This is a genomic window from Mesorhizobium sp. WSM4887 (assembly GCF_029625865.1).
Taxonomy (GTDB): Bacteria; Pseudomonadota; Alphaproteobacteria; order Rhizobiales; family Rhizobiaceae; genus Mesorhizobium.
In genome coordinates, this window is the sequence record NZ_JARTVP010000001.1 from 663,999 (window position 1) to 690,231 (window position 26,233).

At 64.6% G+C, this 26,233-nt stretch carries 24 protein-coding genes; 12 read left to right on the forward strand and 12 right to left on the reverse strand.

The features are described from left to right. The 4 genes from P9230_RS03215 (at position 1) to P9230_RS03230 (ending at position 5,534) form a co-directional block, all read left to right on the forward strand. Positions 1-294, forward strand: coding sequence for a sarcosine oxidase subunit delta (locus tag P9230_RS03215; RefSeq protein ID WP_067329272.1), 294 nt, complete (start codon positions 1-3; stop codon positions 292-294). Beyond that, positions 291-3,284, forward strand: coding sequence for a sarcosine oxidase subunit alpha (locus P9230_RS03220; protein ID WP_278117409.1), 2,994 nt, complete (start codon positions 291-293; stop codon positions 3,282-3,284). Before P9230_RS03215 ends, P9230_RS03220 begins: the two co-directional genes overlap by 4 nt. A gap of 22 nt (positions 3,285-3,306) precedes the next feature. Further along, positions 3,307-3,894 (forward strand): sarcosine oxidase subunit gamma, encoded by a 588-nt coding sequence (locus P9230_RS03225; RefSeq protein ID WP_067329620.1) that lies wholly within the window; start codon positions 3,307-3,309, stop codon positions 3,892-3,894. A gap of 197 nt (positions 3,895-4,091) precedes the next feature. Then, the gene (locus tag P9230_RS03230; RefSeq protein WP_067329266.1) at positions 4,092-5,534 is read left to right on the forward strand and encodes an MFS transporter; all 1,443 of its coding nucleotides are present in this window, start codon (positions 4,092-4,094) and stop codon (positions 5,532-5,534) included. 27 nt (positions 5,535-5,561) lie between these two features. On the opposite strand, the gene P9230_RS03235 is transcribed toward P9230_RS03230, so the two are convergent. Then, on the reverse strand, positions 5,562-6,266 hold the full coding sequence (locus P9230_RS03235) for a nitroreductase (RefSeq protein ID WP_067329264.1): 705 nt from the start codon (positions 6,264-6,266) through the stop codon (positions 5,562-5,564). A 235-nt stretch (positions 6,267-6,501) separates the two neighbouring features. On the opposite strand from P9230_RS03235, the gene P9230_RS03240 reads away from it, so the two are divergent. The 5 genes from P9230_RS03240 (at position 6,502) to P9230_RS03260 (ending at position 14,170) form a co-directional block, all read left to right on the forward strand. Then, the gene (locus P9230_RS03240; RefSeq protein ID WP_278117413.1) at positions 6,502-7,089 is read left to right on the forward strand and encodes an XRE family transcriptional regulator; all 588 of its coding nucleotides are present in this window, start codon (positions 6,502-6,504) and stop codon (positions 7,087-7,089) included. Positions 7,090-7,195: 106 nt separating this feature from the next. Next, positions 7,196-9,649, forward strand: coding sequence for an FAD-dependent oxidoreductase (locus tag P9230_RS03245; protein WP_127215424.1), 2,454 nt, complete (start codon positions 7,196-7,198; stop codon positions 9,647-9,649). Then, a complete protein-coding gene (locus P9230_RS03250; RefSeq protein WP_095825690.1) occupies positions 9,646-10,545 on the forward strand; it encodes a homocysteine S-methyltransferase family protein in 900 nt (299 codons plus the stop codon). Before P9230_RS03245 ends, P9230_RS03250 begins: the two co-directional genes overlap by 4 nt. After that, a complete protein-coding gene (locus P9230_RS03255) occupies positions 10,545-11,726 on the forward strand; it encodes a pyridoxal phosphate-dependent aminotransferase (protein ID WP_278117415.1) in 1,182 nt (393 codons plus the stop codon). Before P9230_RS03250 ends, P9230_RS03255 begins: the two co-directional genes overlap by 1 nt. Then, positions 11,723-14,170 carry an FAD-dependent oxidoreductase gene (locus P9230_RS03260; protein ID WP_278117417.1) on the forward strand — a complete coding sequence of 816 codons (2,448 nt, stop codon included), beginning with the start codon at positions 11,723-11,725 and terminating at the stop codon, positions 14,168-14,170. The genes P9230_RS03255 and P9230_RS03260 overlap by 4 nt, the downstream gene beginning before the upstream one ends. A 139-nt stretch (positions 14,171-14,309) precedes the next feature. Here the strand turns inward: P9230_RS03260 and P9230_RS03265 are convergent, their stop codons facing one another. The 7 genes from P9230_RS03265 to P9230_RS03295 form a co-directional block, all read right to left on the reverse strand. After that, entirely contained in the window at positions 14,310-14,897 is a 588-nt protein-coding gene (locus P9230_RS03265; protein WP_095778509.1) for an NAD(P)H-dependent oxidoreductase, read from the reverse strand. Further along, positions 14,897-15,478 carry an NAD(P)H-dependent oxidoreductase gene (locus P9230_RS03270; protein ID WP_278110384.1) on the reverse strand — a complete coding sequence of 194 codons (582 nt, stop codon included), beginning with the start codon at positions 15,476-15,478 and terminating at the stop codon, positions 14,897-14,899. The genes P9230_RS03265 and P9230_RS03270 overlap by 1 nt, the downstream gene beginning before the upstream one ends. A 127-nt stretch (positions 15,479-15,605) precedes the next feature. Further along, positions 15,606-17,003 carry an FAD-binding oxidoreductase gene (locus tag P9230_RS03275; protein WP_278118322.1) on the reverse strand — a complete coding sequence of 466 codons (1,398 nt, stop codon included), beginning with the start codon at positions 17,001-17,003 and terminating at the stop codon, positions 15,606-15,608. 2 nt (positions 17,004-17,005) lie between these two features. After that, entirely contained in the window at positions 17,006-18,304 is a 1,299-nt protein-coding gene (locus P9230_RS03280; RefSeq protein WP_278118324.1) for a cytosine deaminase, read from the reverse strand. Positions 18,305-18,316: 12 nt separating this feature from the next. Further along, positions 18,317-19,168, reverse strand: a complete 852-nt coding sequence (locus tag P9230_RS03285) for an ABC transporter permease (protein WP_127239510.1) — start codon at positions 19,166-19,168, stop codon at positions 18,317-18,319. Further along, positions 19,155-19,970: an ABC transporter ATP-binding protein gene (locus tag P9230_RS03290; protein ID WP_278117420.1), complete on the reverse strand. Its 816-nt coding sequence runs from the start codon at positions 19,968-19,970 to the stop codon at positions 19,155-19,157. Before P9230_RS03290 ends, P9230_RS03285 begins: the two co-directional genes overlap by 14 nt. A 15-nt stretch (positions 19,971-19,985) precedes the next feature. Continuing rightward, positions 19,986-20,990, reverse strand: coding sequence for an ABC transporter substrate-binding protein (locus tag P9230_RS03295; protein ID WP_127239509.1), 1,005 nt, complete (start codon positions 20,988-20,990; stop codon positions 19,986-19,988). A gap of 254 nt (positions 20,991-21,244) precedes the next feature. Between P9230_RS03295 and P9230_RS03300 the strand changes: the two genes are divergently transcribed. Next, positions 21,245-21,628, forward strand: a complete 384-nt coding sequence (locus P9230_RS03300; protein WP_067329236.1) for a RidA family protein — start codon at positions 21,245-21,247, stop codon at positions 21,626-21,628. 66 nt (positions 21,629-21,694) lie between these two features. Next, entirely contained in the window at positions 21,695-22,492 is a 798-nt protein-coding gene (locus P9230_RS03305) for a creatininase family protein (RefSeq protein ID WP_278117422.1), read from the forward strand. Positions 22,493-22,507: 15 nt separating this feature from the next. Here P9230_RS03305 and P9230_RS03310 read toward each other — a convergent pair whose 3' ends face one another. Continuing rightward, positions 22,508-23,017 (reverse strand): tyrosine phosphatase family protein, encoded by a 510-nt coding sequence (locus tag P9230_RS03310; RefSeq protein WP_067329232.1) that lies wholly within the window; start codon positions 23,015-23,017, stop codon positions 22,508-22,510. Between the two features lie 2 nt (positions 23,018-23,019). Beyond that, positions 23,020-24,069 carry a threonine-phosphate decarboxylase CobD gene (cobD, locus tag P9230_RS03315; protein ID WP_278117424.1) on the reverse strand — a complete coding sequence of 350 codons (1,050 nt, stop codon included), beginning with the start codon at positions 24,067-24,069 and terminating at the stop codon, positions 23,020-23,022. On the opposite strand from cobD, the gene cbiB reads away from it, so the two are divergent. After that, positions 24,068-25,057, forward strand: coding sequence for an adenosylcobinamide-phosphate synthase CbiB (gene cbiB / locus P9230_RS03320; RefSeq protein ID WP_095801967.1), 990 nt, complete (start codon positions 24,068-24,070; stop codon positions 25,055-25,057). The two genes, cobD and cbiB, sit on opposite strands and share 2 nt — an antisense overlap. 6 nt (positions 25,058-25,063) lie before the next feature. Here cbiB and cobO read toward each other — a convergent pair whose 3' ends face one another. Both cobO and cobU read right to left on the reverse strand, forming a co-directional pair. Continuing rightward, entirely contained in the window at positions 25,064-25,693 is a 630-nt protein-coding gene (gene cobO / locus P9230_RS03325; RefSeq protein ID WP_095825696.1) for a cob(I)yrinic acid a,c-diamide adenosyltransferase, read from the reverse strand. A 1-nt stretch (position 25,694) separates the two neighbouring features. Further along, entirely contained in the window at positions 25,695-26,192 is a 498-nt protein-coding gene (gene cobU / locus P9230_RS03330) for a bifunctional adenosylcobinamide kinase/adenosylcobinamide-phosphate guanylyltransferase (protein WP_278118326.1), read from the reverse strand. Positions 26,193-26,233: the final 41 nt, after the last annotated feature.

Here is a 26,233-nt window from a genome sequence, read left to right on the forward strand (position 1 = left end):
ATGCTGATCACTTGTCCCTATTGCGGCCCGCGCGATGTCATTGAGTTCACCTACCAGGGCGACGGCAACCGCGAGCGGCCGCAGCCTGCCTCGCAGGATCTCGACGCCTGGAATGCCTATGTCTACGACCGGCTGAACCCGGCCGGCGACCACAATGAGATCTGGCAGCATTCCGGCGGCTGCCGCGCGCATCTGCGGGTGGTGCGAAACACCTTAACCCATGAAATCTTGAGCACTGCCTTTGCCCGTGGCGGACACAAGTCCGCGGGCCACAAAGCGGGAGGCCACCAGTGAGCCCTCGCCGCACAGAAACCGGCGGCCGCATCGACCGGCTGCGCACCATCCGCTTCACCTTCGACGGCGCGCGCTATACCGGACACGCCGGCGACACGCTGGCTTCGGCGCTGCTCGCCAATGGCGTGACGCTGTTCGGCCGTTCGTTCAAATACCATCGCCCGCGCGGCCTGCTCGCCGCCGGCGTCGAGGAACCGAACGCTCTGGTGACGGTGCTGCGCGGCGAGGTGCGCGAGCCCAACATTCCCGCCACCATGGTCGAGATCTATGACGGGCTCGTCGCGGTCAGCCAGAACCGTTCCCCCTCGCTCGCCTGGGATATCGGCGCGCTCAACCAGCTCGGCGGCAAGCTCCTGTCGGCCGGCTTCTATTACAAGACCTTCATGGGACCGGTGATCGGCCCGTTGAAAGGCACGCGCTTCTGGATGTTCTGCGAGCATTTCATCCGCCGCGCCGCCGGCCTCGGCAGAGCCGGCACCGCGCCCGATACCTCGCGCTACGAGCGCATGAACGCCTTCTGCGACGTGCTGGTCGTCGGTTCCGGCCCGGCCGGGCTGATGGCGGCGAAGGCCGCGGCCGACCAGGGCGCCCGCGTGATCCTGGCCGAGCTCGAAGCAAAGTTCGGCGGCTCCGCCAACTGGTCGGGCGAAACCATCGACGGGGCGTCGGCAGCCGACTGGGCGGCGCGCATCGTCGGCCAGCTCGAAGGCAATGACAATGTCCGCCTTCTGCCGCGCACGACGGTGTGGGGCTATTACGACGGCAACACGCTGGCCGCGCTCGAACGGGTGACGGACCACAAGGAAGTTCCGGCCAAGGGCGAGCCGCGCCAGCGCTACTGGGCGATCCGCGCCAAAACGGTGGTTCTCGCCACCGGCTCCTTCGAGCGTCCGCTGGTATTCCCCGGCAACGATCGTCCGGGCGTCATGCTGGCGCATGCGGCCGAACGCTACGCCAATGAATATGGCGTGCTGCCCGGTGAACGCATCGCACTGTTCACCAACAATGACAGCGCCTATCGTTCCGCCGTTGCACTGAAGAAGGCCGGGGCCGCCGTCGTCGCCATCGTCGATGTCCGCAGCGACGTGTCGAACGAGATGAGCAGGCTGGCGAGCCAGGCCGAAGCAGAGCTGCTTGCCGGCCATGCCGTGGTTGCGACCGAAGGCGGCAAGGCGCTCACCGGTCTCAAGGTGCGGCGCTTCGAATTGATGAACGGCGCGCTGAGCGGCGATGAGCGCAGCATCCATGCCGACTGCCTGTTGATGTCGGGTGGCTGGTCACCGACGATCCATCTCGCCAGCCAGGCTGGAGCCAGGGCCATATGGAACCCTGCCAGGCAGGCCTTCCTGCCGCCGCAGCCGACGCAGCGCTGGATCGGCGCCGGCGCCTTCACCGGCAGTTTCACGACCGCGGAAGCCATTGCCGAAGGCCGCGCGGCTGGCCTTCAGGCCGCCGGCGGAAGCGCGTCCTCCGCTCCGCTAGTCCTCGTGGAGGCCGTCCCCGGCGAACCGGATCCGGCACCGGTCTTCGAGATCAAGGCCAAGGGCAAAAGCTTCGTCGATTTCCAGCACGACGTGACCGCCGAGGATGTGCGGCTCGCGCACCGCGAGGGCTTCGTCTCGGTCGAGCATCTGAAGCGCTACACCACGCTCGGCATGGCGACCGACCAGGGCAAAAACTCCAACGTGCCGGGCCTCGCCATCATGGCCGAGGCGCTGGGCAAGCCGATCCCCGAAGTCGGTACGACGCGGTTCCGGCCGCCCTACACGGCCGTGTCGATCGGCTCGCTGGCGGCCGAGCGCTTCGGCGACCTGAAGCCCGAGCGGCTGACGCCGATGCACGACTGGCACATCGACAACGGCGCGACCATGTATGCGGCCGGTCTCTGGTACCGCCCGATGATCTACGGTCTCGCCGGCGAGACGGTCGAGCAGGCCTATGTCCGCGAGGCCGCGGCAACGCGTGAGAGCGCCGGCATCGTCGATGTCTCGACGCTTGGGAAGATCGCCGTTCAGGGCCCGGATGCGGCGGAATTCCTCGACCGCGTTTACACGAACATGTTTTCCACCCTCGCGGTCGGCAAGGCCCGCTACGGTCTGATGCTGCGCGAGGATGGGCTTGCCTTCGACGACGGCACCACATGGCGGCTTGGCGAACAGGATTTCCTGATGACGACCACCACCGCCAATGCCGGCAAGGTGATGCAGCATCTGGAGTATTTCCTCGACGTGATCTGGCCGGAACTGAAGGTCACCGTCACCTCCGTCACCGACGAGTGGGCGGGGGCCGCGATCGGCGGACCGAAAGCCAGGGCGATCCTCGCTGCCTGCGTGAAGGGCACGGCCGTCGACAACGCCGCGCTTCCCTTCATGGGCATTGTGCACGGTGAGATCGCCGGCGTGCCGGTGATGATCTGCCGCCTCTCCTTCTCCGGCGAGATGGCTTTCGAGGTCTATTCCGGCGCCGGCTATGGAACGCGCGTTTGGGAGGCTCTCATCGAGGCCGGCAAGCCTTTCGGCCTGGTCGCCTACGGGCTCGAGGCGCTTGGCACCATGCGCATCGAGAAGGGCCACGTCACCGGCGCGGAGATCGACGGCCGCACCACGGCGCGCGACCTGCATCTCGACTGGATGCTGTCGAAGAAGAAGCCCTTCATCGGTTCCGCCATGATGGATCGCGAAGGCCTGATCGCCCCGGACCGGCTGGAACTTGTCGGCTTGATCGCTCTCGACATCCGCGCGCTCAACGGTGGCGGACATATCGTCGAGGAACTCGACGAAGCGAACCCGCACGATTCGATCGGCCATATCACCGCCTGCTGCTATTCGCCGGCGCTCGGCAAATACATAGCGCTTGCGCTTGTCAAAGGCGGCAAGGCGCGCCACGGCACGCGCGCCTTCGTCTCCGATCCGCTGCGCAACCGGTTCGGGCCGGTCGAGATCGTCTCCAACCATTTCTACGATCCGGACGGGAGCCGCATGCATGGTTGAACGACAACTTCCCGAGCGGCAATTGCCTGAGCGCCTGTCGCCGCTTGAACCGGTCTATCATCCAGGCTCGCACGGTAATTTCGAGCATGGCGTTGACGTTATCCTGTCCGAAACGCGGCCGGGCTCGATCCTGCAGCTCGCAGCATGGCCGGGCGAGGAGAAGCGGCTGATGTCCGGCATATACAAGGTGACAGGCCTTGCCCTGCCGGATGGAGCCGGCGGCGGCGTCGTCAACGGCGCGAAAGCCGCGTTCGGATTCGCGCCGGGCAAATTCACCGTGGTTGACGAGGCCGAGGGCCTGGCTTCCGCGTTCACCGGCCTGATCACGCCGTCCATCGGCACGATTACCGATCTCTCGCATGGCCGCACCGCGATTCGCATCGCCGGGCCGAAAGCGGAGTGGGTGATGGCGAAATTCTTCGCTATCGACTTCGCCTTGCCGGCCTTCCCGCTCGGCGCCGGCCGCTCGACCAACCACCACGATGTCTTTGCACAGATCCAGCGCACCGGTGGCGACCAATTCGACATCTATGTGTTCCGCTCCTTCGCGCGCTCCTTTTGGAAGGCCTTGTGCCACGCGAGCGAGGAAGTCGGCTACGAGGTGCACTAAGCGCAATTCCAGCAAACTGCGCGGCGGTTTTCCGTGCCGAATTTGCCTCTAAGCAGGCAGCACTCGGGGATTGGTTCAGCCGGCGCGTGGCACTATCGACGGCCACAACTGCCGCTTGAGCCTTGGGCCAGCGAAGACGATAGATAAGGAACGCGGCTCTCGGAGCCCTCAGGCAACCGGTTCGACAACATCCTTCCATGACCGCAGAGACTACGGCGACAGCCACGACCCGCTTTGCTCCGGCGGGTGACCCGTCGCTGCTGTTGCCGGCGACCGTCGCCTGCGGTGTGTTCATGACCAGCCTCGACCAGAATGTCATTGTGACCGCGCTGCCCGGCATCGGCGAAAGCCTGGGCCGCCCGCCGAGCCAGCTCGGGCTTTTGATCACCGTCTATGTCGCGAGCCTCATCGTCACGATGCCGCTCGGCGGCTGGCTGGCCGACCGCTTCGGCCTGCGCAACGTCTATTGCTTTGCGCTGCTGGTCTTCGCCAGCGCCTCGGCCCTGTGCGGCCTGTCGGAAAACATCTGGATGCTGGTCGGCTCGCGCGCGCTGCAGGGCTTCGGCGGTGCGCTGATGGGCACCCTCGGTCAGGTCGTAATCCTGTCGAGCTTTCCGCGCGACCGCACGCTCAGGATCAACATGTATATTTCGCTCGCCGGCCAGTCCGGCCCGCTGGTCGGGCCCCTCGTCGGTGGCGCGCTGACCACTTACGTCTCGTGGCGGTGGATCTTCTACATCAACATACCGATCGCGCTGACGGCCGCGTTGCTCGCGGCCTCGCTGTTCCCCACGACCACCAAGCCGGTCCGCACGCCCTTCGATTTTCCCGGCTTCCTGCTAGTCGGCGGCGGCATGGCGCTGCTCGTCTTCGGCATGGATTCGCTTGCCGCGAAGGACGTCGCCGCCAGCATCATCGGCGTCGAGCTCGGCCTGGCAATCGCCATCCTCACTGTCGCGGCCTTCTATTGTCTGGGGGCCCGCAATCCGTTGCTCGACCTCAATCTGCTGCGCATCCGCACCTTCCGCATCAGCTTTCTGACCGGCGGCGGGCTCGACACGATAGGGCTAAGCTCCGTTGTCTTCCTGCTGCCGCTGATGTTCCAGCTCGGCTTCGGCATGAGCGCGGTGCAGGCCGGATCGCTGACCTTCGTCGCGGCGATCGGCTCGCTGCTGATGCGCTTCTTCATGCCGCGCATCTTGAACCGCTTCGGCTTCAAGCGGGTTCTGATCGTCAACACGCCGATCGCCGCCCTGCTGGTCGCCGGTTTTGCCTTGATGCAGGAAAGCACGCCTACCTGGATCGTGCTTGCCTACATCTTCGCCTTCGGCCTTTTCCGTTCGGTGCAGTGGGCCTCGACCGGCAACCTCGCCTACTCGGACATCGCGCCCGAGCAGCTCTCGCGCTTCAGCGCCCTGTACTACATCCTTTGGCAGCTGGCGGTGGCAATCAGCGTCGGTCTGGCCGCTGCCATGCTCTCGCTGCTCGCCGGCGGCGGCCAGGCGAGCGTCAACGACTACCGGCTCCTGTTCGTTGTCGAAGGCTTGATCACGCTTTGCGCGCTGCTCGCCTATTTCAGGCTCACCCCGCAGGACGGTGCCCATGTCAGCGGCCATGGCGGGCATATCGGCACGGATTAGCACATCGGGCTGCGATCCGCGCCGGAGCTACTTCGCGAACGTCACCCAGTCTTCGAGCGGCGCGCGGTCGGTGCGGAATTCGTTCTCGGGCTTGGACGTGTCCTCATAGCCAAGCGCCATACCGCAGACCACGATCTCCTCGTCTGGTATGTCGAGCACCGGGCGGATCTGCCGGTGATAGGGCGCGAAAGCCGCCTGCGGGCAGGTATGCAGGCCCCTGCCCCGTGCCGCGACCATGATGTTCTGCAGAAACATGCCGTAGTCGATCCACGAGCCCTTGTTGAGCCGCCGGTCGACCGTGAAGATCAGGCCGACGGGCGCGTCGAAGAAGACGAAGTTGCGGTCGTGCTGCGCCCGCATCCTGTCGACTTCGCGCCGGCCGATGCCGATCGCGCCGTAGAGGCCGAAACCGTTGGCGCGACGCCGGCTGAGATAGGGCTCGAAGAACTGGTCGGGATAGTAACGGTACTCGTCCCATTCGGCCTTTTCGGCGCGGATGCCCGAATTGAGGATGGCGTCGCTGATGCGCTGCTTCACCTCGCCTTTGGTCACATAGACGCGCCAGGGCTGCATGTTGGTCCCCGACGGTGCCCTTGCCGCGACCGTCAGGATGGCGCGAATTGTGCTGTCGTCGACCATGTCGGGCAGAAAGGCGCGTACCGACCGGCGCGACATGATCGCCTCGTCGACGATCGCTGCGTCGAGCGCGCTCCGGTTATTCTTCTCCAGCATGGGCCGTCCCTTCACGCATGGCTGGACCCGGCAACCCGATTCCCGCAACGACCATAGGCAGACACAAATAACTAACTGGTCCTCGACTGGACGCCCCACTCGCCATTCGATGGCGAGGCTTTGCATCAACCGCCAAAATGGCGCAAGCAAATCTTGCATAGCATGAAAATTCACTTGATTTTTTCATGCACTTGCTTTCTCATGAAATTTGAGCAGATTTTTTCACGAGGAGCGGGTGACCTCGACCGCCATCAGATCGGAGCAGGACAATGGCGAGCGGCTGCTGGCCGGCGACATCCGTGCACTGCGCAAGGCCCGCGGGTTGACGCTAGCCGAGATCGCTCAGAAGCTCGACCGCTCGGTAGGCTGGGTCAGCCAGGTCGAGCGCGGCTTGTCGATCCCTTCGCTTGGTGACCTGCGGGCCTTCGCCGAACTCTTCAGCGTGCCGCTCAGCCTGTTCTTCAGCCATGACGTGCCTGCCGAAGAGGAGCGCGGCGTGGTTGTGCGCGCCGGCAGCCGCCGCTCGCTTGGCACAAGCGAATCGGGCCTCGTGGAGGAGCTTCTGTCGCCCGATCTTGGCGGTAGCTTCGAGATGCTGCGCTCGGTCTTCGCGCCGGGCGCGGAATTGAAGACCGAAGCGCGCCGCCCGACCGAGGAAGCGGGCTACGTCGCGTCGGGCACTTTCGAGCTCGAGATCGGCGGCGTCTGGCATCGGCTCAGCGAAGGCGACTCGTTCCGCTTCGAAGGCAAGCCGTTCCGCTGGCGCAATCCTGGCGCCGACCCGGCGGTCGTCATCTGGGTGGTTTCGCCACCGGTGTACTGAACCAATGCATGCCGCCCAAAACTGTGCCGCGGTTTTTGGGACAAGGCCTGCATGAAACAAAGAATCAAAAGCGCGTCCTGACGCGCTTTGGACGTTGGAGGAGAACATGGCCGGTTTGCCGACCACGGCACGCGTGGTGATCATCGGAGGCGGTGTCGTTGGCGCCTCCTCACTTTACCACCTTTGCAAGGCGGGCTGGACCGACTGCGTGCTCTTGGAAAAGAACGAGCTGACCTCCGGCTCGACTTGGCACGCGGCCGGCAACGTGCCGACCTTCTCGTCGTCCTGGTCGCTGATGAACATGCAGCGCTATTCTACCGAGCTCTACCGGGGCCTCGCCGACGCGGTCGACTATCCGATGAACTACCATGTCACCGGCTCGTTGCGGCTCGCCCACACCAAGGAGCGCATGCAGGAGTTCCAGCGCGCCAAAGGCATGGGCCGCTATCAAGGCATGGACATCGACCTCGTCGGCCTCGACGAGATCAAGCGCCGTTACCCCTTCATCGAGACGCATGAGCTGAAAGGCGCGCTCTACGACCCGAGCGACGGCGACATCGATCCCGCGCAATTGACGCAGGCGCTTGCCAAGGGTGCGCGCGACATGGGCGCGAAAATCATCCGCTTCTGCCCGGTCACCGGCGTTCGCCGCGAAAACGGCGAATGGGTGGTGGCGACGCCGCAGGGCGAGATCCGCTGCGAGATCGTGATCAATGCCGCCGGCTATCGCGCCGCCGAAGTTGGAAAAATGTTCGGCCGCGAAGTGCCGATGATGGTGATGAGCCATCAATATATCCTGTTCGAGGAAATCCCCGAGCTGGCCGCATGGACCAAGGAACAGGGCAAGAAACTGCCGTTGCTGCGCGACGTCGACACCTCCTACTACCTGCGCCAGGAAAAGACCGGCATGAATCTCGGTCCCTATGAGCGCAATTGCCGCGCGCATTGGGTCGGCCACAACGATCCGATGCCGGAGGATTTTTCATTCCAGCTTTTCCCGGACGATCTCGACCGTCTCGAGCATTACCTTGCCGACGCCGTAGCCCGTGTGCCGATCCTCGGCACCGCAGGCCTTTCCAAGGTGATCAACGGGCCGATCCCTTATGCGCCGGACGGCAATCCGCTGATCGGTCCGATGCCCGGCGTGCCGAATGCTTTCGAGGCCTGCGTCTTCACCTTCGGCATTGCGCAAGGTGGCGGCGCCGGCAAGGTGCTGGCCGAATGGGTGACCGAGGGCCAGACCGAATGGGACATGTGGTCCTGCGATCCGCGCCGCTTCACCGCCTTTGCTTCGGCACCCGACTATTGCGTTGCCAAGGGCATGGAGATCTACGGCAACGAATACGCCATCCAGTTCCCGCGCCACGCCTGGCCGGCCGGCCGCGACCGCAAGCACTCGCCGCTGCATGAGCGCGTCAAAGCGCGGGGTGGCCAGTTCGACGCTTATAACGGCTGGGAGCGCGCCACCTGGTACGCGCAACCGGGCGACGACATTTCGGAAGAATCAACGCTGACTTTCCGCCGCGACGGGCCATGGCAGCAGCGCGTTCGCGAGGAATGCCTGGCTGTGCGCGACGCAGCCGGCATCCTCGACCTGCCCGGCTTCTCGCGTTTCAACCTCGAAGGTCCGGGCGCCGCCGAATGGCTGGCCCTGCAGGTCACCGGCCTCGTGCCGAAGCCCGGCCGCATCGGCCTGGTTTATTTCGCGGACGATAAGGGCCGCATCGTTACCGAAATGTCGGTCGTGCGCCATGGCGAGGACCAGATGACGCTAATCACCGCGGCCGTCGCGCAGTGGCACGACTTCGAATGGTTGAAGTCGCGCATGCCGGCCGATGCGGCCTTCAGGCTGACCGATCGCACGGAGGAATACTCAACCCAGATTCTCGCCGGCCCGAACTCGCGCGCTATTCTTGCTGACGTCTGCGACGCCGATCTTTCCCTGCCTTGGCTGACGCATCAGGAGACGACCATCGCCGGCCGCTGGGCGAAGCTGGTGCGCGTCTCCTTCGCCGGCGAGCTCGGTTGGGAGATCCACACCAAGGTCGCGGACACGGCTACCGTCTTCGACGCGGTCTGGGCCGCCGGCCAGAGGCATGGCCTAAAGCCCTTCGGCATGTACGCGCTGGATTCGCTTCGGCTGGAAAAAGGCTACCGCGCCTGGAAAGGCGACCTCTCGACCGACTATTCGATCCTGCAGGGCGGGCTCGAACGCTTCGTCAAATGGGACAAGCCCGACTTCCGCGGCAAGGCGGCGCTGCTCAACGAAAGGCAGCAGGGCGTGAAGAAGCGCTTCGTCACGCTGGTCGTAGAAAGCCCCAGCGATTGCGACGCGCCCTATATGTCGACGCTCTGGCATGACGGCAAGATTGTCGGCGAGACGACGTCGGGCGGCTGGGGCCATCGCGTCGATAAGTCGATCGCGCTCGGCATGCTGCGTTCCGACCTGACCGAGCCCGGCACGGCGGTCGAGGTCGAAATCTTCGGCGACCGTTTCAAGGCGGTGGTGCAGAAGGACGAGCCGTTGTGGGATCCGAAGAACGAAAGGTTGAGAGCATGACATCCGTCATTCTTACCGATGGCGGCATGGGCCAGGAGCTGGTCCGTCGCAGTCAGTCCGAACCGACGCCTTTGTGGTCGGCCAGAGTGCTGATCGACGAACCGGAACTGGTGCGCGACCTGCATGCGGAATTCATCCGTGCCGGCGCCCGCGTCATTACCATCAACACCTATTCGGCCACGCCCGAGCGCCTGGCGCGCGAGGGCGCGGAAGAGCTGTTTAAGCCTCTGCAGAAGCGCGGCATCGAGCTCGCCCGGCAGGCGTGCGACGAAGCGGGTGAAGCCGCCATCGCCGGCTGCCTCTCGCCTCTCTTCGGCAGCTACGCGCCGGCGCTGACCATCTCCTTCGAGGAGACGCTCGGCATCTACCGCCGCATCGTCGCCGAGCAGGCAGAAGGCGTCGATCTGTTCCTGTGCGAGACCATGGCTTCCGCCGACGAGGCCCGCGCGGCGGTCACCGCGGCATGCGAGAGCGGCAAGCCGGTCTGGGTATCCTGGACTATCGCCGACCACGGCACGCCCCGCCTGCGCAGCGGCGAGAGCATTGCCGCCGCGGCTAGCGCCCTCGGCGATCTCCCGGTGGCGGCACGGCTGCTCAACTGCTGCCGGCCCGAAGCCATTGCCGCCGCATTGCCGGAACTGCTGGCCCTCGGCGGTCCGGTTGGCGCCTATGCCAATGGCTTCACCTCGGTCGAGGCGCTCAAGCACGGCGGCACGGTCGACGTGCTGCACGCGCGCCATGATCTCGATCCGAACGCCTATGCCGACCAGGCGATGGGCTGGGTCGAGACTGGCGCCAGCATTGTAGGCGGCTGTTGCGAAGTCGGGCCGGCGCACATCGCTGCGCTACGCGACCGGCTCATTCAGGCCGGCCATCACATCTCGGGAGCAGCCTGATGCCAAAACCATCGAAGCGCATTACCGGCATCGTGCCATCGGGCAAGGACGGCTGGGAAGTCCATTTCGCCGCCTGGACCCGCAGGGCAGCCGGCGAGGACATCATCGTGCTCTCGGTCGGCGACCATGATTTCGACACGCCGTCGCAAACGATCGAGGCCTGCGTGAACGCCGTCCGCGGCAGCAACCACCACTACACGCCGCTTCCCGGCCTGCCGCGCCTGCGCAAGGCGATGGCGGCGGCCTCCTCCGCCTGCACCGGCGTCCTGACGGAGCCCGACGAGATCATCGCCACGGCCGGAGGTCAGGGCGCGCTCTATGCCGCCGTGCAGGGTGTGCTCGACCCCGGCGATCACGCGATCGTCGTCGCGCCTTACTATGCCACCTACCCCAACACCTTCAGCGCCGCCGGCGCCAGCTTCACCGTGGTCGAGACGCCGGCCGAGGACGGTTTTCAGCCGCGCGCCGACAGGATCCGCGCGGCGCTCAGGCCCAACACGCGCGCCATCCTGATCAACACCCCGAACAACCCGACAGGCGCAGTCTATTCGCGCGAACGGCTCGAGCAATTGGCCGAAATCTGCAAGGAGCACGATCTCTGGCTGCTGTCCGACGAGGTCTACTGGACGCTTGGCGGCGGCGAGCACATCTCGCCGCGCTCGCTGCCCGGCATGTCCGAGCGCACGCTGGTCATCAATTCCATGTCGAAAAGCCACGGCATGACCGGCTGGCGCATGGGCTGGCTCACCGGCCCGAAGGCGATGATCGCGCTGATGACCGATCTCAACCTTGTGACCACCTACGGCCTGCCGGCCTTCATCTCGATTGCCTGCGCCGAGGCGCTTGAAAACCACTACGGCGTGGACGAAATAGCCGAGCGTTACACCGGGCGCCGCGCCGTCTTCCTCGACGCCATTCGCGGCGCAAATGAGGTCACCGTGCGCGGCTCCGAAGGCGGCATGTATGTCATGCTCGACATATCGGCCATCGAGCCCGACGACGAAAAATTCGCCTGGGCGCTGCTCGACAAGGAGAAGATCGGCGTCATGCCTGGCTCCAGCTTCGGCGAGGCCGCCGCCGGCCACATCCGCATCAGCCTCTGCCAGCCTGAACCTGTCCTTCAGGAAGCAGCGCTTCGCGTGCGCCGCTTCGCTTCCAACTACCGCCGCGAGGCCGCATGACCAAAACCATTCCAACCAAAGCTCGCGCGGTCATCATCGGCGGCGGCGTCTCCGGATGCTCGGTCGCCTATCATCTGGCCAAGCTCGGCTGGACCGACATCGTGCTGCTTGAGCGCAAGCAGCTCACCTCAGGCACGACCTGGCATGCCGCCGGCCTGATCGGCCAGCTGCGCGCCTCGCAGAACATGACCCGGCTGGCGAAATACTCGGCTGACCTCTACGTCAAGCTCGAGGCGGAGACCGACGTCGGCACCGGCATGCGCCAGGTCGGCTCGATCACGGTGGCGCTGACCGAAGAACGCAAGCACGAAATTTATAGGCAGGCCTCGCTAGCCCGCGCCTTCGATGTCGACGTGCGCGAGATTTCGCCCAGCGAAGTCAAGGAGATGTACCCGCATCTCAACGTCTCCGACGTAGTCGGCGCGGTGCATTTGCCCCTAGACGGCCAGTGCGACCCGGCCAACATCGCCATGGCGCTGGCCAAGGGCGCGCGGCAACGCGGAGCGACGGTTATCGAAAACGTGAAGGTCACCAAGGTCCACACCAGGAACGGCCGCGTCTCCGGTGTCTCCTGGGCTCAGGGCGAGGACCAGGGCACGATCGAGACCGACATCGTCGTCAACTGCGCCGGTATGTGGGCGCGCGAGCTCGGCCGGCAGAACGGCGTCACTATCCCGCTGCACGCCTGCGAGCATTTCTACCTCGTCACCGAGCCCATCCCCGGCCTCACCCGCCTGCCGGTTCTGCGCGTGCCGGACGAGTGCGCCTACTACAAGGAAGACGCCGGCAAGATGATGCTCGGCGCCTTCGAGCCGGTGGCGAAACCCTGGGGCATGGACGGCATCCGCGAGGATTTCTGCTTCGACCAGTTGCCCGAGGACATGGACCATTTCGAGCCGATCCTCGAAATGGGCGTCAACCGTATGCCGATGCTGGGCGCGGCCGGCATCCACACCTTCTTCAACGGCCCCGAGAGTTTTACTCCCGACGACCGCTACTATCTCGGCGAGGCGCCGGAACTCTCCGGCTACTGGATGGCGACCGGCTACAATTCGATCGGCATCGTTTCCTCCGGCGGGGCCGGCATGGCCCTGGCGCAGTGGATCAATGACGGCGAGGCGCCTTTCGACCTCTGGGAGGTCGACATCCGCCGCGCCCAGCCCTTCCAGAAGAACCGTCGCTACCTCAAGGAACGCGTCTCCGAAACGCTCGGCCTGCTCTACGCCGATCATTTCCCCTACCGCCAGATGGCGACCTCGCGCGGCGTGCGCCGCTCCCCCTTGCATGAGCACTTGAAGGCGCGCGGCGCCATCTTCGGCGAGGTGGCCGGCTGGGAGCGCGCCAACTGGTTTGCCCGCGAAGGACAGGAGCGCGAATACCGCTATTCCTGGAAGCGGCAGAACTGGTTCGACAACCAGCGCGAGGAACACCTCGCCGTGCGCAACGGCGTCGGCCTGTTCGACATGACCTCGTTCGGCAAGGTCCGCGTCGAGGGCCGCGACGCCTGTGCCTTCCTGCAGCGGCTCTGCGCCAACGACATGGACGTGGAACCGGGCAAGATCGTCTACACGCAGATGCTCAACGCCAAAGGAGGCATCGAGAGCGACCTCACCGTGACGCGGCTGTCCGAGACCGCCTATTTCCTCGTCGTGCCGGGAGCCACCTTGCAGCGCGATCTCGCCTGGCTGAGGCGGCACGTCGCCGACGAATTCGTCGTGATTACCGATGTAACCGCTGCCGAAGCGGTCATCTGCCTGATGGGCCCCGATTCGCGGAAACTGATCCAGAAGGTGAGCCCCAACGATTTTTCCAACCAGGCCAATCCGTTCGGCACCTTCCAGGAGATCGAGATCGGCATGGGGTTGGCCCGTGCCCATCGGGTTACCTATGTCGGCGAGCTCGGCTGGGAACTCTATGTCTCGACCGATCAGGCCGCCCATGTCTTCGAGGCGATCATTGAAGCCGGCGCCGATGTCGGGCTGAAGCTCTGCGGCCTGCATACTCTGGATTCCTGCCGCATCGAAAAGGCCTTCCGCCATTTCGGCCACGACATCACCGACGAGGACCATGTGCTGGAGGCAGGCCTTGGCTTCGCGGTGAAGACGGCCAAGAGCGACTTCATCGGCCGTGACGCGGTGCTCAGGAAGAAGGAAGCCGGGTTGAGCCGCAGGCTGGTGCAGTTCCGCCTCAAGGACCCGCAGCCGCTGTTATTCCACAACGAGGCGATCCTGCGCGACGGCATGATCGTAGGGCCGATCACCTCGGGCAATTACGGCCATCATCTCGGCGGCGCGATCGGGCTCGGCTACGTGCCCTGCGAGGGCGAGAGCGAGGCGGATGTGCTGGGCTCATCCTACGAGGTCGAGATCGCAGGCGAGCGTTTCGCCGCGGAAGCCTCGTTGAGGCCGATGTACGACCCGAAGGCTGAACGGGTGCGGATCTAGCGCAGTGTTCCCTTCTCCCCGTTCAACGGGGAGAAGGTGCCCGAAGGGCGGATGAGGGGCAGCGCCACACCTCTGCGACGCCGCCCCTCATCTGCTGCCGCCATCTTCTCCTCATTTAACGGGGAGAAGAGGGCTATCCTCAAAAGCTTTCCAGCCTCGCCCTTACCTTCGCGAGAAACGCCGTCCGGCTCTTCGGCGTCGAGGAATCCATCAGGTAGTGCGCCAGGAAGAATGTCTTGCAGCGGGGGGCGCAGATGGCGCGCATGCCGCGCAGGATCGTCTTGCGGCCGGGCTGGCCGACAACGACGCTCCACCACGTCGGCGCGCCACAGGTGGTGATGACGCCGACCTTGGTCACATGGGTCATCAGCGATTGGATCCGGCCTCTGCCGCGCGGCAGCTTGAAGGCGATGTCGGTCGCCCACACGCGATCGAACCAGCCCTTCAGCATCGCCGGCAATCCGTACCACCAGGTGGGGTAGATGAAGAGGATCGCCTCGGCCCATTGCAGATGCTCGAAATGCGGCCGGAGCGCCGGATCCTCAGGCGCGCGCTCGTTGTAGGAGCGCCGCTCTTCGCAGCTCATCACCGGATTGAACTTCTCGGCATAGAGATCGAGCAGCCGCACGTCCCAGCCTCGTCGCGTCAGCACCTCTATCGCCATGTCGCGGATCGCGGCGCAATAGCTCTCCGGCACCGGATGGCAATAGACCACCAGCACGCGCACTAGAATTGATCCATGCTCGCGGCCACCTTCGCCATGAAGGCCTTGCGCGTCTGATCCGTCGAAAGGTTCATCGAATAGTGTGCGAGGTAAGAGACGGGAGCGCCTGGCTTGATGGTGGCCCGCAGCGTGCGCTTCACCATTTTGCGCGGCGGATCGCCCATCAGCATGGCGCGAAAACGGCTGCCGCCATAGGTGGTGATGGCCGCGAGCTTGCGGACGTTGTGCAGCGTCGGCCGAACCTTGCCGTCAACCAGCTTGAACGATACGCCGGGCAGGAAGACGCGATCGAAGAAGCCCTTGAGGATCGCCGGATAGCCGTAATTCCAGACCGGAAACGACAGCACCAACGCTTCCGCCTTCTGAAGCCTTGCGATGTAACCGGCGACCGCCTCGTTCGGCCCGCGCTGATCGTGGTAGCCGAGCCGCTCTGCGCGCGTCATCCGCGGATCGAAGTCCTCGGCATAGAGGTCGCAGTCGTCGATCTTGTGGCCCGCCGCGCCGAGCCGCTCGACGATGGTCCGATGCAGTCCGGCGTTGAAGCTGGTCTCCACCGGATGTGCGTAGAGCACGAGGATGTTCACGGGAGTGGATCCCGCAGGTCAGCTCGACAAATCCCTGTTGTCCCATGCCACATCTCCTCCCTTATGGGGGAGATGTCGCCAAAGGCGACAGGCCAGAGGAGGGTGCAGCGCCGGGCGCTCATCGCGATCACCTCGCCTTTTGCAGCCCCTTGAACAGGAACGGCTTGCCCGAGCGATAGTCATAGCCCGGATTCTCCCAGGCAATCATCTTGCCGGGGTTGAGCAATCCTTGCGGATCGGTCTCGCGCTTGAAGGCAAGCTGGACCTCGTCGGTCTGCTTCATGCCGCCCTCTTCCAGCGTGTAGCGATGCGGGTTGAAGATCCAGCAGCCATTGTCTTCGTGGATACGGATGATCTCGTCGAGCCTTTCTTCCGTGGTGAAGCGGACCAGCGGCAGCCCGGCGGCGCCGATCGCGCCGTCGAAGCGGATGAATTCGAGATGCGCCGGCACCTCGTCGCCGAAGCGGTCGACCATCGCCTTGACGTGTGCGAGATGGTCCGGCGACGGATAGCGCGCCTGCAGATAGGTGATCGTCGGATCGACCCTGATGGCGCGCAGCGTCGTGTGGTTCCAGGTCAGCTCGTAGGCCGGCGGCAATCCCTTGAGGTCGGTCTCCTGGTCGGCCCGGAAGACGATTTCGCCTTTGCTGGCCCGGACGAACGCGAGGAACCCATCCATCGCGTGCGGCGCGATCATGCACACCACGATGCTCTGCTCGCGCCGGAAGAACTTCTGGTGTCGCTTGAAATAATCGTAAGGAATGGGTGCCGCGATCGGCGTGATCAGCTTCGCCAATATGCCGTCCTGCTCGGCGAGGTCGTTGCCGAAGCCCGCGGCACCCATAAAATCGTCGAAGCCGACGATGACATCGACCCAATCGTAGGACGCCGTCAGCGGCATCTCAACCTCGGTGATAATGCCGTTGGTGCCATAGGCATGCATGACCTTGAGCACGTCCTCGCCCGAGAGGTCCATGACGCGCGGCTCCGCCTCCATAGTCACGGTCCGCAGCCGGATGACATTGCCGAGATCGCGCAATCCGCCCCAGCGGATCGAGCCGACGCCGCCAGAGCCGCCTGCGACGAAGCCGCCGATGGAGGCGGTGTTGTAGGTGGAGGGCGACATGCGCAGTTCCTGCGCGGAATGCGCCCGCGCGGCGCGATCGATGTCGGCCAGAACCGCTCCGGGCCCGGTCACCACGCGGCCCGGCGCGATCGCCTTCACTTCATTCATTTCGGCGAGGTTGAGCACCACGCCTCCTGACAGCGGCATCGCCTGTCCGTAATTCCCGGTGCCGCTGCCGCGCGGTGTGACTGGAACGCCGTGCCGGTGGCAGGCAGCCAAAACGCGGATCACCTCGTCCTCGTTCTTCGGCGTCACGATCAGGTCACCGGTGACGTGGTCGAGCTGTTGTTTGAGGACGGGGCTGTACCAGTAGAAGTCGCGGCTCTTCTGCTGGACGATGGCCGGATGGTCGTCGATCTTGAGGCCTTCGAGATCGCGCTTCAGCGCTGCGATATCCATCATCACACCATCAATTCATCGAGTTCAGCATAGTCGGGCAGCCGGCGCTCGATCGCCCTGCCCTCGCGCACCACGATGCGATCCGATTCGGGCCGCGACAGCAATTCGGTCCAGCTGCGTCCCTTGAAGACGATGAAGTCCGCGCTGCCGCCGGCGGCGAGAGTGCCGACACCTTCCAGCCGCATCACCTCGGCCGGCGTCGCCGCTATCGCTTTCGGCCAGTCACCGACAGGGTGATCGAAATGCAGGATGCGTGTCGACATGCGGTAGACCTCCAACATATCGAGGTCGCCATAGGCGTAGAACGGGTCGCGCGTGTTGTCAGAAGCGACAGCCACCTTGATGCCGCGTGCCTTCATCTCGTGCAGCAGCGTCACGCCGCGCCAGCGCGGCGTGGTGTGGTTGTTGCGCCGGTCCTGCAGATAGAGGTTGCACATCGGCAGCGACACGACCGCCAGTCCGGCCTTCGCCACCTTGTCCAGCGTGTCGAAAACTTCGAGGTCGGGCTGGCGCGCCAGCGAGCAGCAATGGCCGACCAGGATGTTGCCGTCAAAACCGTTCCACAGCGAAGCTTCGGCGATCTTCTTCAGCGAGATCGCCGCGGCATCGTCGGTCTCGTCGGCATGGAAATCGAGGTCGAGCCCATGCTTGAGGGCTTCAGCGAACACCTTGTCGAGCAGTTCCTCGAGGTCGGGCACCATGTAAGTGACAACGCCGAGCACGCCCTTGGCCGCGGCGACGCGTTTTGCCAGACGCTCGAACCAGGCCTTGTCGCGCACGCCTTCGATGCCAAGCAGACAGGCGGCCTGCAGCTCGATCCGGCCTCGCCATTTTTCCCGCATCGTCTCGAACACCGGCCAGGAAATTTCCTCCTGCGGCGCCACGCTGTCGAGATGCGTGCGCAAGGCCCTGGTACCGTGCGCGTAAGCTGAGCGCAGCGAGAAATCCATGCGCCTCGCCACGTCCTCCGCGCTCCAGCGAGCGGTGCGATCGGCGGCAGTTGCGTTGAGCGCGCCTATGAAGGTGCCGTCGGGATTTGGCTTGCGCGGCCAGATATGGCCCTTGTCGATATGCGTATGGCAGTCGACGAAGCAGGGCAGCACGATGCGGCCGCCAAGGTCGATTGCGTCGAATGGCGGCTCGGCTTTGCCGTGCGCAATGATGCTAGCAATCTTGCCGTCGGCGACGGCAATGTCGGCGAGCGCAAAACCATCGGCATCGAAGCTTGCGGCAAGACCGGGCGTCAGCCATTGATGAACGCGGACGTTGGCGAGTTGGTAACGACCAGAGGCTGGGATCAACATTCAGGCACCCTAGCGCTCCTGCTTCAGCGCGCTCTCGTGCCAGCGGCGCAGGATGAGATGCGACACCAGCGACAGCACGAGGAAGATCAGGATGCCGGTGAGCGAGATCAGGATCAGCGCCGCGAACAGCCTGGGAGCATTGAGCCGGTAGCCCGCCTCGATGATGCGCGAGGCAAGCCCGGACGATTGCCCCTGCGCGCCGGCGACGAACTCGGCCACCACGGCGCCGATCAGCGACAGGCCGCCGGCGATCTTCAGCCCACCGAGGAAATAGGGCATCGCCGCCGGCAGGCGCAGATAGCGCAATTGCTGCCAGCGGGTCGCGCCGTTGAGCTTGAACAAATCGCGCAGGTTGCGGTCGACCGAGTTCAGCCCGAGCGTGGTGTTGGAGAGGATCGGGAAGAAGGCGACGATCCAGGCACAGAGCAGGAGTTTGGTCGTCTGGTTGTTGATGTAGATGTTGATCAGCGGGAAGATCGCCACGATCGGCGTCACCTGCAGCACGATGGCGAAGGGGAAGAACGACATCTCCACCCATTTCGACTGCGCGAACAGCACCGCCAGCCCGACGCCGCCGATGACGGCAAGCAGCAGGCTGAGGAAGGTGATCCTGAGCGTCACCAGCAGCGAAGAGAACAACAGCCCGGCATCGTCATGCAGCGTCTGCAGGACCACGCCCGGGCGCGGCAGGATGTATTGCGGGATCCCGTTCCAGACGCAGATGCGATCCCACAGCCAGATCGCAAGCACCATGATCGCCAGCGGCAGTACCCATTTGCCGATCCGCTCCAGCCGCTCCTGGCGGACGCGGCGCGCCTCTTCCGGGTCGAGCTTCAGGGCATTGTTTTCAATGGCCGTCATGATGAGGTCCGGCGGTTGAGTTGATGGCATTGACCAGCACGTCCGAGGCCTGCCGGCAGAGCGCCGCATAGTCGGGCGAAGTCCGGAATGCCTCGTCGCGCGGGTAAGGCGCTTCGATTGCAAGCTCGCCGTGGACGCGGCCCGGTCGTGCCGCCATGACGACGACACGGCTGGAGAGGAACACGCTTTCGAAGACGCTGTGGGTGACGAAGACGACGGTAAACCGCTCGTCCTGCCAAAGCTCGAGAAGATCGTTGTTGAGCTTGAAGCGGGTAATCTCGTCGAGCGCCGCGAAGGGCTCGTCCATCAGAAGAATGCGCGGCTTGGTCACCATAGCCCGTGCGATCGAGACACGCATCTTCATGCCGCCGGAAAGCTCGCGCGGCACGGCATTCTCGAAACCGGTGAGGTGCACGCGCGACAGCATTTCCATCACCGCGGGCTTGGCCTCCGCGCGCGATACGCCTTTCAGCCTGAGCGGCAGCCAGACATTGTCGAAGACGCTGGCCCATGGCAGCAGCGTCGGCTCCTGGAAGACGAAGCCGATATTCGAGCGGTCGATCGAGCCGCGCCAGTCGAGCTGACCGGAGGTCGGCGTCGACAGGCCGGCGATCAACCTGAGCGCCGTCGACTTGCCGCAGCCCGAGGGCCCGAGCAGGCTTAGGAAATCGCCTTCGCGGATCGCCAGGTCGACCTTGCTCAGCGCCGTGACGCCGTTGGAAAAGACCTTGCCGACATTGCGTAAGGAAAGCAGCATCGGGCTCTCACCCGATGCCGTTGCCTGCGCCACTTTCTCGATCATCTCAGGCAGGCCGCCTTACTTCTTCAGCTCCCGCCCGACCCCCTTGTTGATGAAGGCGAGCGTATAGGCCTTCTTGATGTCGATGCCCGGCTGCGCGACCTTGGCCTTGACCATCTTGTCGTAGAAGCTCTGGATGCGCGCTTCGGTCATGCCGCCGATACCGAGCTTTTCCGTATCGCCGGAATCGACAATGCCGAACTTCTTCAGCTGTTCGATCGAGAAGGCGATCTGCTCATCCGTCATGTCCGGATTGTCCTTCTTGATCATCTCGTTGGCGGCCTTGTTGTCGCCGTAGAGGTAGTTGTACCAGCCCTTGGCCGAGCCATCGACGAAGCACTGCACCACCTCCGGCCGCTTGTTGATGGTGTCCTGCATCACTTCGATGGTCGTGGCATAAGTATCCCAGCCATTGTCGGCGAGCAGGAACTGGTTCGGCACGAAGCCGCCCTGTTTCTGCACCGCGTAGGGCTCCGACGTGACATAGCCCTGCTGGATCGACTTCTTGTTGGCGATGAAGGGCGCCGGATTGAAGGTGTATGGCACGCGCTTGGCGGCATCGAAGCCGAGATCGGTCACCATCCACTGGAAGAAGGTCTGTGCGCCCTCGTCGCCGAGGATATACTGGTCGGCGTTCTTCAGGTCCTCCCACTTGTCCAGCCCTTCGCCCGGATGGGACATGATGACCTGCGGGTCCTTCTGGAAGTCGGCGGCGACGACGCGCATCGGAATCCCCTGCTGCACGGCGTCGAAGGCCGAGAGCAGGTTGCCGCCCATGTAGAAATCGATCTTGCCGGCCAGCAGCATCGGCCGGCCGCTGACCTGCGGGCCGCCCTGCATGATGGTGACGTCGAGGCCGCAGGCGGCGTAGGTTCCGTCGGCGATCGCCTGGTAGTAGCCGCCATGTTCCGGCTCGGCCAGCCAGTTGGTGCCAAAGGTGACCTTCTCGTTGGCCGCAGCGCCCAGCGTGCTGGCAGCAAGCAGCGCGATCGCACCCGCCAGGATTTTTTCTTTTCCGTACATAAACATCACCCTCTCTTGGCTCCGGCGCGCTGCGCGCTGGGCTCCACTCCATTGGTTCAAGAAGCAAGACACATGCCACCGCCTTGGGCCGCCTGCTTGCGCGGCAGTCATTGCCGAGACCGGACGGGTCATGCTGTACAAATGGCATCGTGCCCATTTTTTGGACGCCTGTCCATAATCGCCCGAGCGGCATGCACCGCATCTTGAAGCTTTCATGAATCCGGCCTTAGTCTGCCTGCCGACAGGAGAATGCCATGCTCAATTATCTCGCCCCCAAGTCGATCAAGCCGCCCTTTGCCCGTTATAGCCATGGCGTTGAAATTCCAGCGGGAAAGCGCCTTGTGCTATGTTCGGGTCAGTTGGGCATCGCGCCGGATGACGCCGTCCCGGAGGATGCCGGCGCGCAGACCGAGCTTTGCTTCAAGAATATTGCCGCAATCTTAAGCGAAGCCGGGCTGACGCTGAACGATGTCGTGCGCATCAACGCCTTCGTCACCGATCGCGCGCATCTGCAGGCCTATATGGACGTTCGCAATCGCCTGTTTTCCGATCCGGCGCCCGCTTCGACGCTGATGATCGTTTCAGGTTTTGCCCGCCCGGAATTCAAGGTCGAGGTGGAGGTTCTGGCAGCAGGCTAGCTGTTGCCCGGAATGCCCAGGCGCTTTAGACCTTCGGGCCGAACAGCAGACCATCGGGAGACGACAGTGACGACAAGACGTGTGTGGTGGGGCGACTATCGGACGACCGAATACGCCTCGATCGACGCGGAAGCGACGATTGCCGTTCTGCCGGTGGCGGCGGTCGAGCAGCATGGCCCTCACCTTCCCGTCTCGACCGACACCTGGATCATGATGGGCATGCTGGAGACGGTGATTGCGCGCCTGCCCGAGGACATCGACATCCGCATCCTGCCGGTGCAGGCGGTGGGCAAGTCGAACGAGCATTTGCATGCGCCGGGAACGCTCACCTTGCCGGCCACCACCCTGGTCGACGCCTGGACCGAGCTTGGCCTCTCGGTCGCCCGCGCCGGGGTCAGAAAGTTGATCGTCGTCAACTCGCATGGCGGCAACGAGGAGATCATGGGCATTGTCACGCGCGAATTGCGCGTGCGCGCAAAGATGCTGGCGGTGAAGACGAGCTGGCAGCGCTTCGGCCGTCCCTCCGGCATGTATACCGAGCTCGAGGACCGTCACGGCATCCATGGCGGCGATGTCGAGACCTCGTTGATGCTGCATTTCCGGCCAGATCTCGTCGATATGGGCAAGGCCGACAACTTCGTCTCCAATGTCGGTCGCGCCGAAAAGGAATTCGCCCTGCTGCGGCACACCGGAACGCACGCCTTCGCCTGGATCGCCAGCGACCTCAATCCGAACGGCGTGGTCGGCGACGCCAGCATCGCCACCGCCGAAAAAGGCCGGCTCACCGCCGAGCATCAGGCCGATGGCTTCATCACCCTGGCCAGGGATGTGCGTAAGGCGAGGCTTGCCGACTGGCTGGCGTAGCGGAACAGTGCGAGCTCAATCTCTAATGCTGAGTTCGAACGGAATCCCTTCAAAGGCATCTGCACCGCGCCCGATTGCTTCGACTGCCGCGATCATCCGGCCTTCTCGCCCAAGCAACATATCCGCAACGGCAATCAGCCTTGGATTGGGCGTCGCTGACGGCGAGAGAAAGCGCAGCGTCTTCGCCAGCTCCGCCTCGTCGCGTTTGGGCGCCAGTGCCGCCGCGATAATATAAGCCGACGCCGTGGATCGGCTGATACCGGCATAGCAGTGCACGACCATCGGTTTGGCCCTGTCCCAGCGATAGGCGAAGTCGAGCAGCGCGCGCACATGCTCCTCGCCCGGCATGGTCATGCCTTCCTGCGCGGCGACGATGTCGTGCATGACGAGATGCAGATGGTTTTCGGCCAGTATCGAGGCCGGACGGATCATCCCGGTGCCGTCGGCGAGCAGCGACAGCAAGCGCTCCGCGCCGGTTCTCGCAACGGTCTCCTCCACCTTCGACAGCGAACAGACATGGATCATCGTCAGCACTCCTTCGGCGCATCGTCGCGCCGCGAGGCCCACGCTGCAAGCGCGCTCTCGAGCCGCTGCCACTCCTCTTCGCTGCCGGGCAGACCGACGCGCAAGGCGTGCGGACGATCGGCAAAATGGCGGACCAAGATACCGCGTTCGCCAAGAGCGGAGAACAGGGAGGCAGCATCGGAGAACGACAAATAGCGGAACAAACTGGTGCCGCCGGCGACCGCGATACCGAATCGGCTGAGCAGCGCGTCGAGGCGCTTGGCATCGGCTGCCAGGCCCTGTCGCATGTCATCCTGCCACCCGGCATTCGCCAATGCGCGGATTCCGTATTCAAGTGCAGGACCGGCGACAGCCCATGGCCCAAGCTGCGCCTCCAGCCGCTCGGCTGTCAGTTGGTCGGCCAGCGCGAAACCAAGCCTGACGCCGGCAAGGCCGAAGAATTTGCCGAAGGAGCGCAGCACCACCATACCACCCTGGCCCACATCGCCGGCAAGGCTGTGTTGGACCGGGCCGACATCCATGAAGGCTTCGTCGACCACCAGCAGGCCGCCCTTCGCGCGAAGCCGCGCAGCAAGGCCGACCAGGCGGTGCCTTTCGATCACTCGCCCATCCGGATTGTTCGGGTTGACCAGCACGGCAAGGTCAGCGTCCGCCAAGGCGTCGAAGTCGCCCACCTCCACAATCGCATGGCCTGCAATCGCGGCCGCCCTGGCGTGCTCGGCATAGGTTGGACCCAGCACCAGTGCCTTGCCGGGCCTCACCAGCGAAGCGACCCGCGGCAACAGGATCTGCGTGCCGGGCGCGGCCACGACATGCGCCGCCGACCGCGCGCCATACGCCTTGGCCGCAATTTCGGCCAATTCGCGCAGTCGTCCTGGCTCGGGCAATCGTGACAGGGCGGTGGCGGGCAGATCGAAAAGCGGATAGGAGTGCGGATTGATACCTGTCGAGAGGTCAAGGAAAGGCTGTGGCGCATGAGGAAAGAGCGCGCTTGCCCGGCCAAGGCTGCCGCCGTGATCAACCGCTGCAACCGCTCCGCTTAGAAGCTTCATGTCGATACTGATCGCTTTCCTGTCACTCGCCATCGAACGTGCCCTTGGCTACCCGGACTGGCTGTTTAACGCCATCGGTCATCCGGTAACCTGGATCGGCAGGCTGATATCCTTTCTCGATCGCAGGCTCAACCGCGCCACCGATTCCGACGAATTGCGTCGCCGCCGCGGCCTCCAGGCGCTTCTGGTCGTCCTGCTGGTGCCGGCGGCCATAGGCCTGGCGCTGCATGTCCTGCTCTGGCTGATCTTTCCGTCCGGCCTGGTCATCGCGGCCATTCTCAGCTCCTCGCTTCTGTCGCAGAAGAGCCTCGCCGAGCATGTCGAGGATGTCGCCGATGCGCTGGAGACCGGCGGCCTCACGCTCGGCCGCATCGCCGTTTCGCGCATCGTCGGCCGCGATCCGGACAAGCTCGACAGGGCGGGCGTTGCCCGAGCCGCGATCGAAAGCCTGGCAGAGAATTTCTCCGATGGCGTCGTCGCGCCTGCCATATGGACCGGTGTCGGTGGTTTGGCCGGGGGTGCTGCCTACAAGGCCGCCAACACCGCCGATTCCATGATCGGCCACCGCACGCCGAAATACGAGGCCTTCGGCCGGGCGGCCGCTCGCTTCGACGACCTGGTCAACCTGCCGGCATCGCGGCTCACCGGCCTGCTGATTGTGCTGGCGGCCTTCATCGTCAAGGGCGCCGACCCCCGCAACGCCTGGCAGGTCATGCGGCGTGACGCGAAGAAGCACCGTTCGCCCAATGCCGGCTGGCCGGAAGCCGCCATGGCCGGCGCGCTGGGGCTCGCCCTGGCCGGACCGCGCAGTTATGGCGGCGAGGTCGTCGAGGATGCCTTCATGGGCGAAGGCGGCAGGCGCGAGGCCGAAAGCACCGACATAAGGCAGGCGCTGGAACTCTATCGCGTCGCCGACGGGCTGCTGATCGGCCTGTTCGCGATTTTGTCGGCGACGGTGATCTATCTGACCATTTTGATCGGCGGCTAAGGCGCCTCAGAACTCGATCCCCTGCTGCGCCTTCACGCCGGCCGCGAAATGGTGCTTGGTCAGCCCCATCTCGGTGACGAGATCGGCCGCCTCGACCAGCAGCGGCTTGGCGTTGCGGCCGGTGACGACGACATGCAGGCCCTCGCGGCGCGCCTTCAGCGCCGCGACCACCTTTTCCAGCTCGAGATAATCGTAGCGCAGAGCGATGTTGAGCTCGTCGAGGACGACGAGGCTGATCGAAGGGTCGGCAATCAGCTCGAGCGCCTTCGCCCAGGCAGCCTCGGCGGCGGCTATGTCGCGCTTCAGGTCCTGCGTCTCCCAGGTGAAGCCCTCGCCCATCGCGTGCCAGACGACGCGATCGCCGAAGGCGGCGAAGGCATCCTTCTCGCCCGTGTGCCATTTGCCCTTGATGAACTGGACGACGCCGACGCGCTTGCCGTAGCCAAGCATCCTCAGCGCCAGGCCGAACGCAGCCGTGGTCTTGCCCTTGCCCGGCCCCGTATTGACGATCAGCAGTCCCTTCTCGATCGTCTTGCCGGCCACCTCGGCATCCTGCACCGCCTTGCGCTTGGCCATCTTGGCTCGATGGCGTTCGGCATCCTTGTAGTCGATGATCGTGTCTTTGATCTCGCCCATGTCACTTCGCCTTGAGCGGCAGCCCCGCCACCATCATCAGCACGCTGTCGGCGACAGCCGCGACCTGCTGGTTGAGCCGCCCGGCGGCGTCGCGGAACCGGCGCGCCAGCGCATTGTCCGGCACGATGCCGAGCCCGACTTCGTTAGACACCACAAACCACGGTCCGCGCGGCTGCGAAAGCACATCCGAGAGCCGCCGGCACTCGGCCTCGATATCGTGGTCCGCCAGCATATGATTGCTCAGCCACAATGTCAGGCAATCGATAAGCACCGGCTGGTGATCGGGCAAGGCGTCGATCGCGCCGACCAGGTCGAGCGGCGCATCGACGGTGACCCAGCCTTTGCCGCGGCGCGAGCGATGCAGCGCGATGCGCTCGCGCATCTCCTCGTCATAGGCCTGCGCGGTGGCGATATAGGCCCAAGGCGACGGGCTTGCCGCCACCAGGCACTCGGCATGGGGGGGGGGGGGCGGGGGGCCCCCCCCCCCGGGGGCCCGCACCGGGGGCGCCCCCCCCGCACGCCAACAAGATGGCCCCGCGG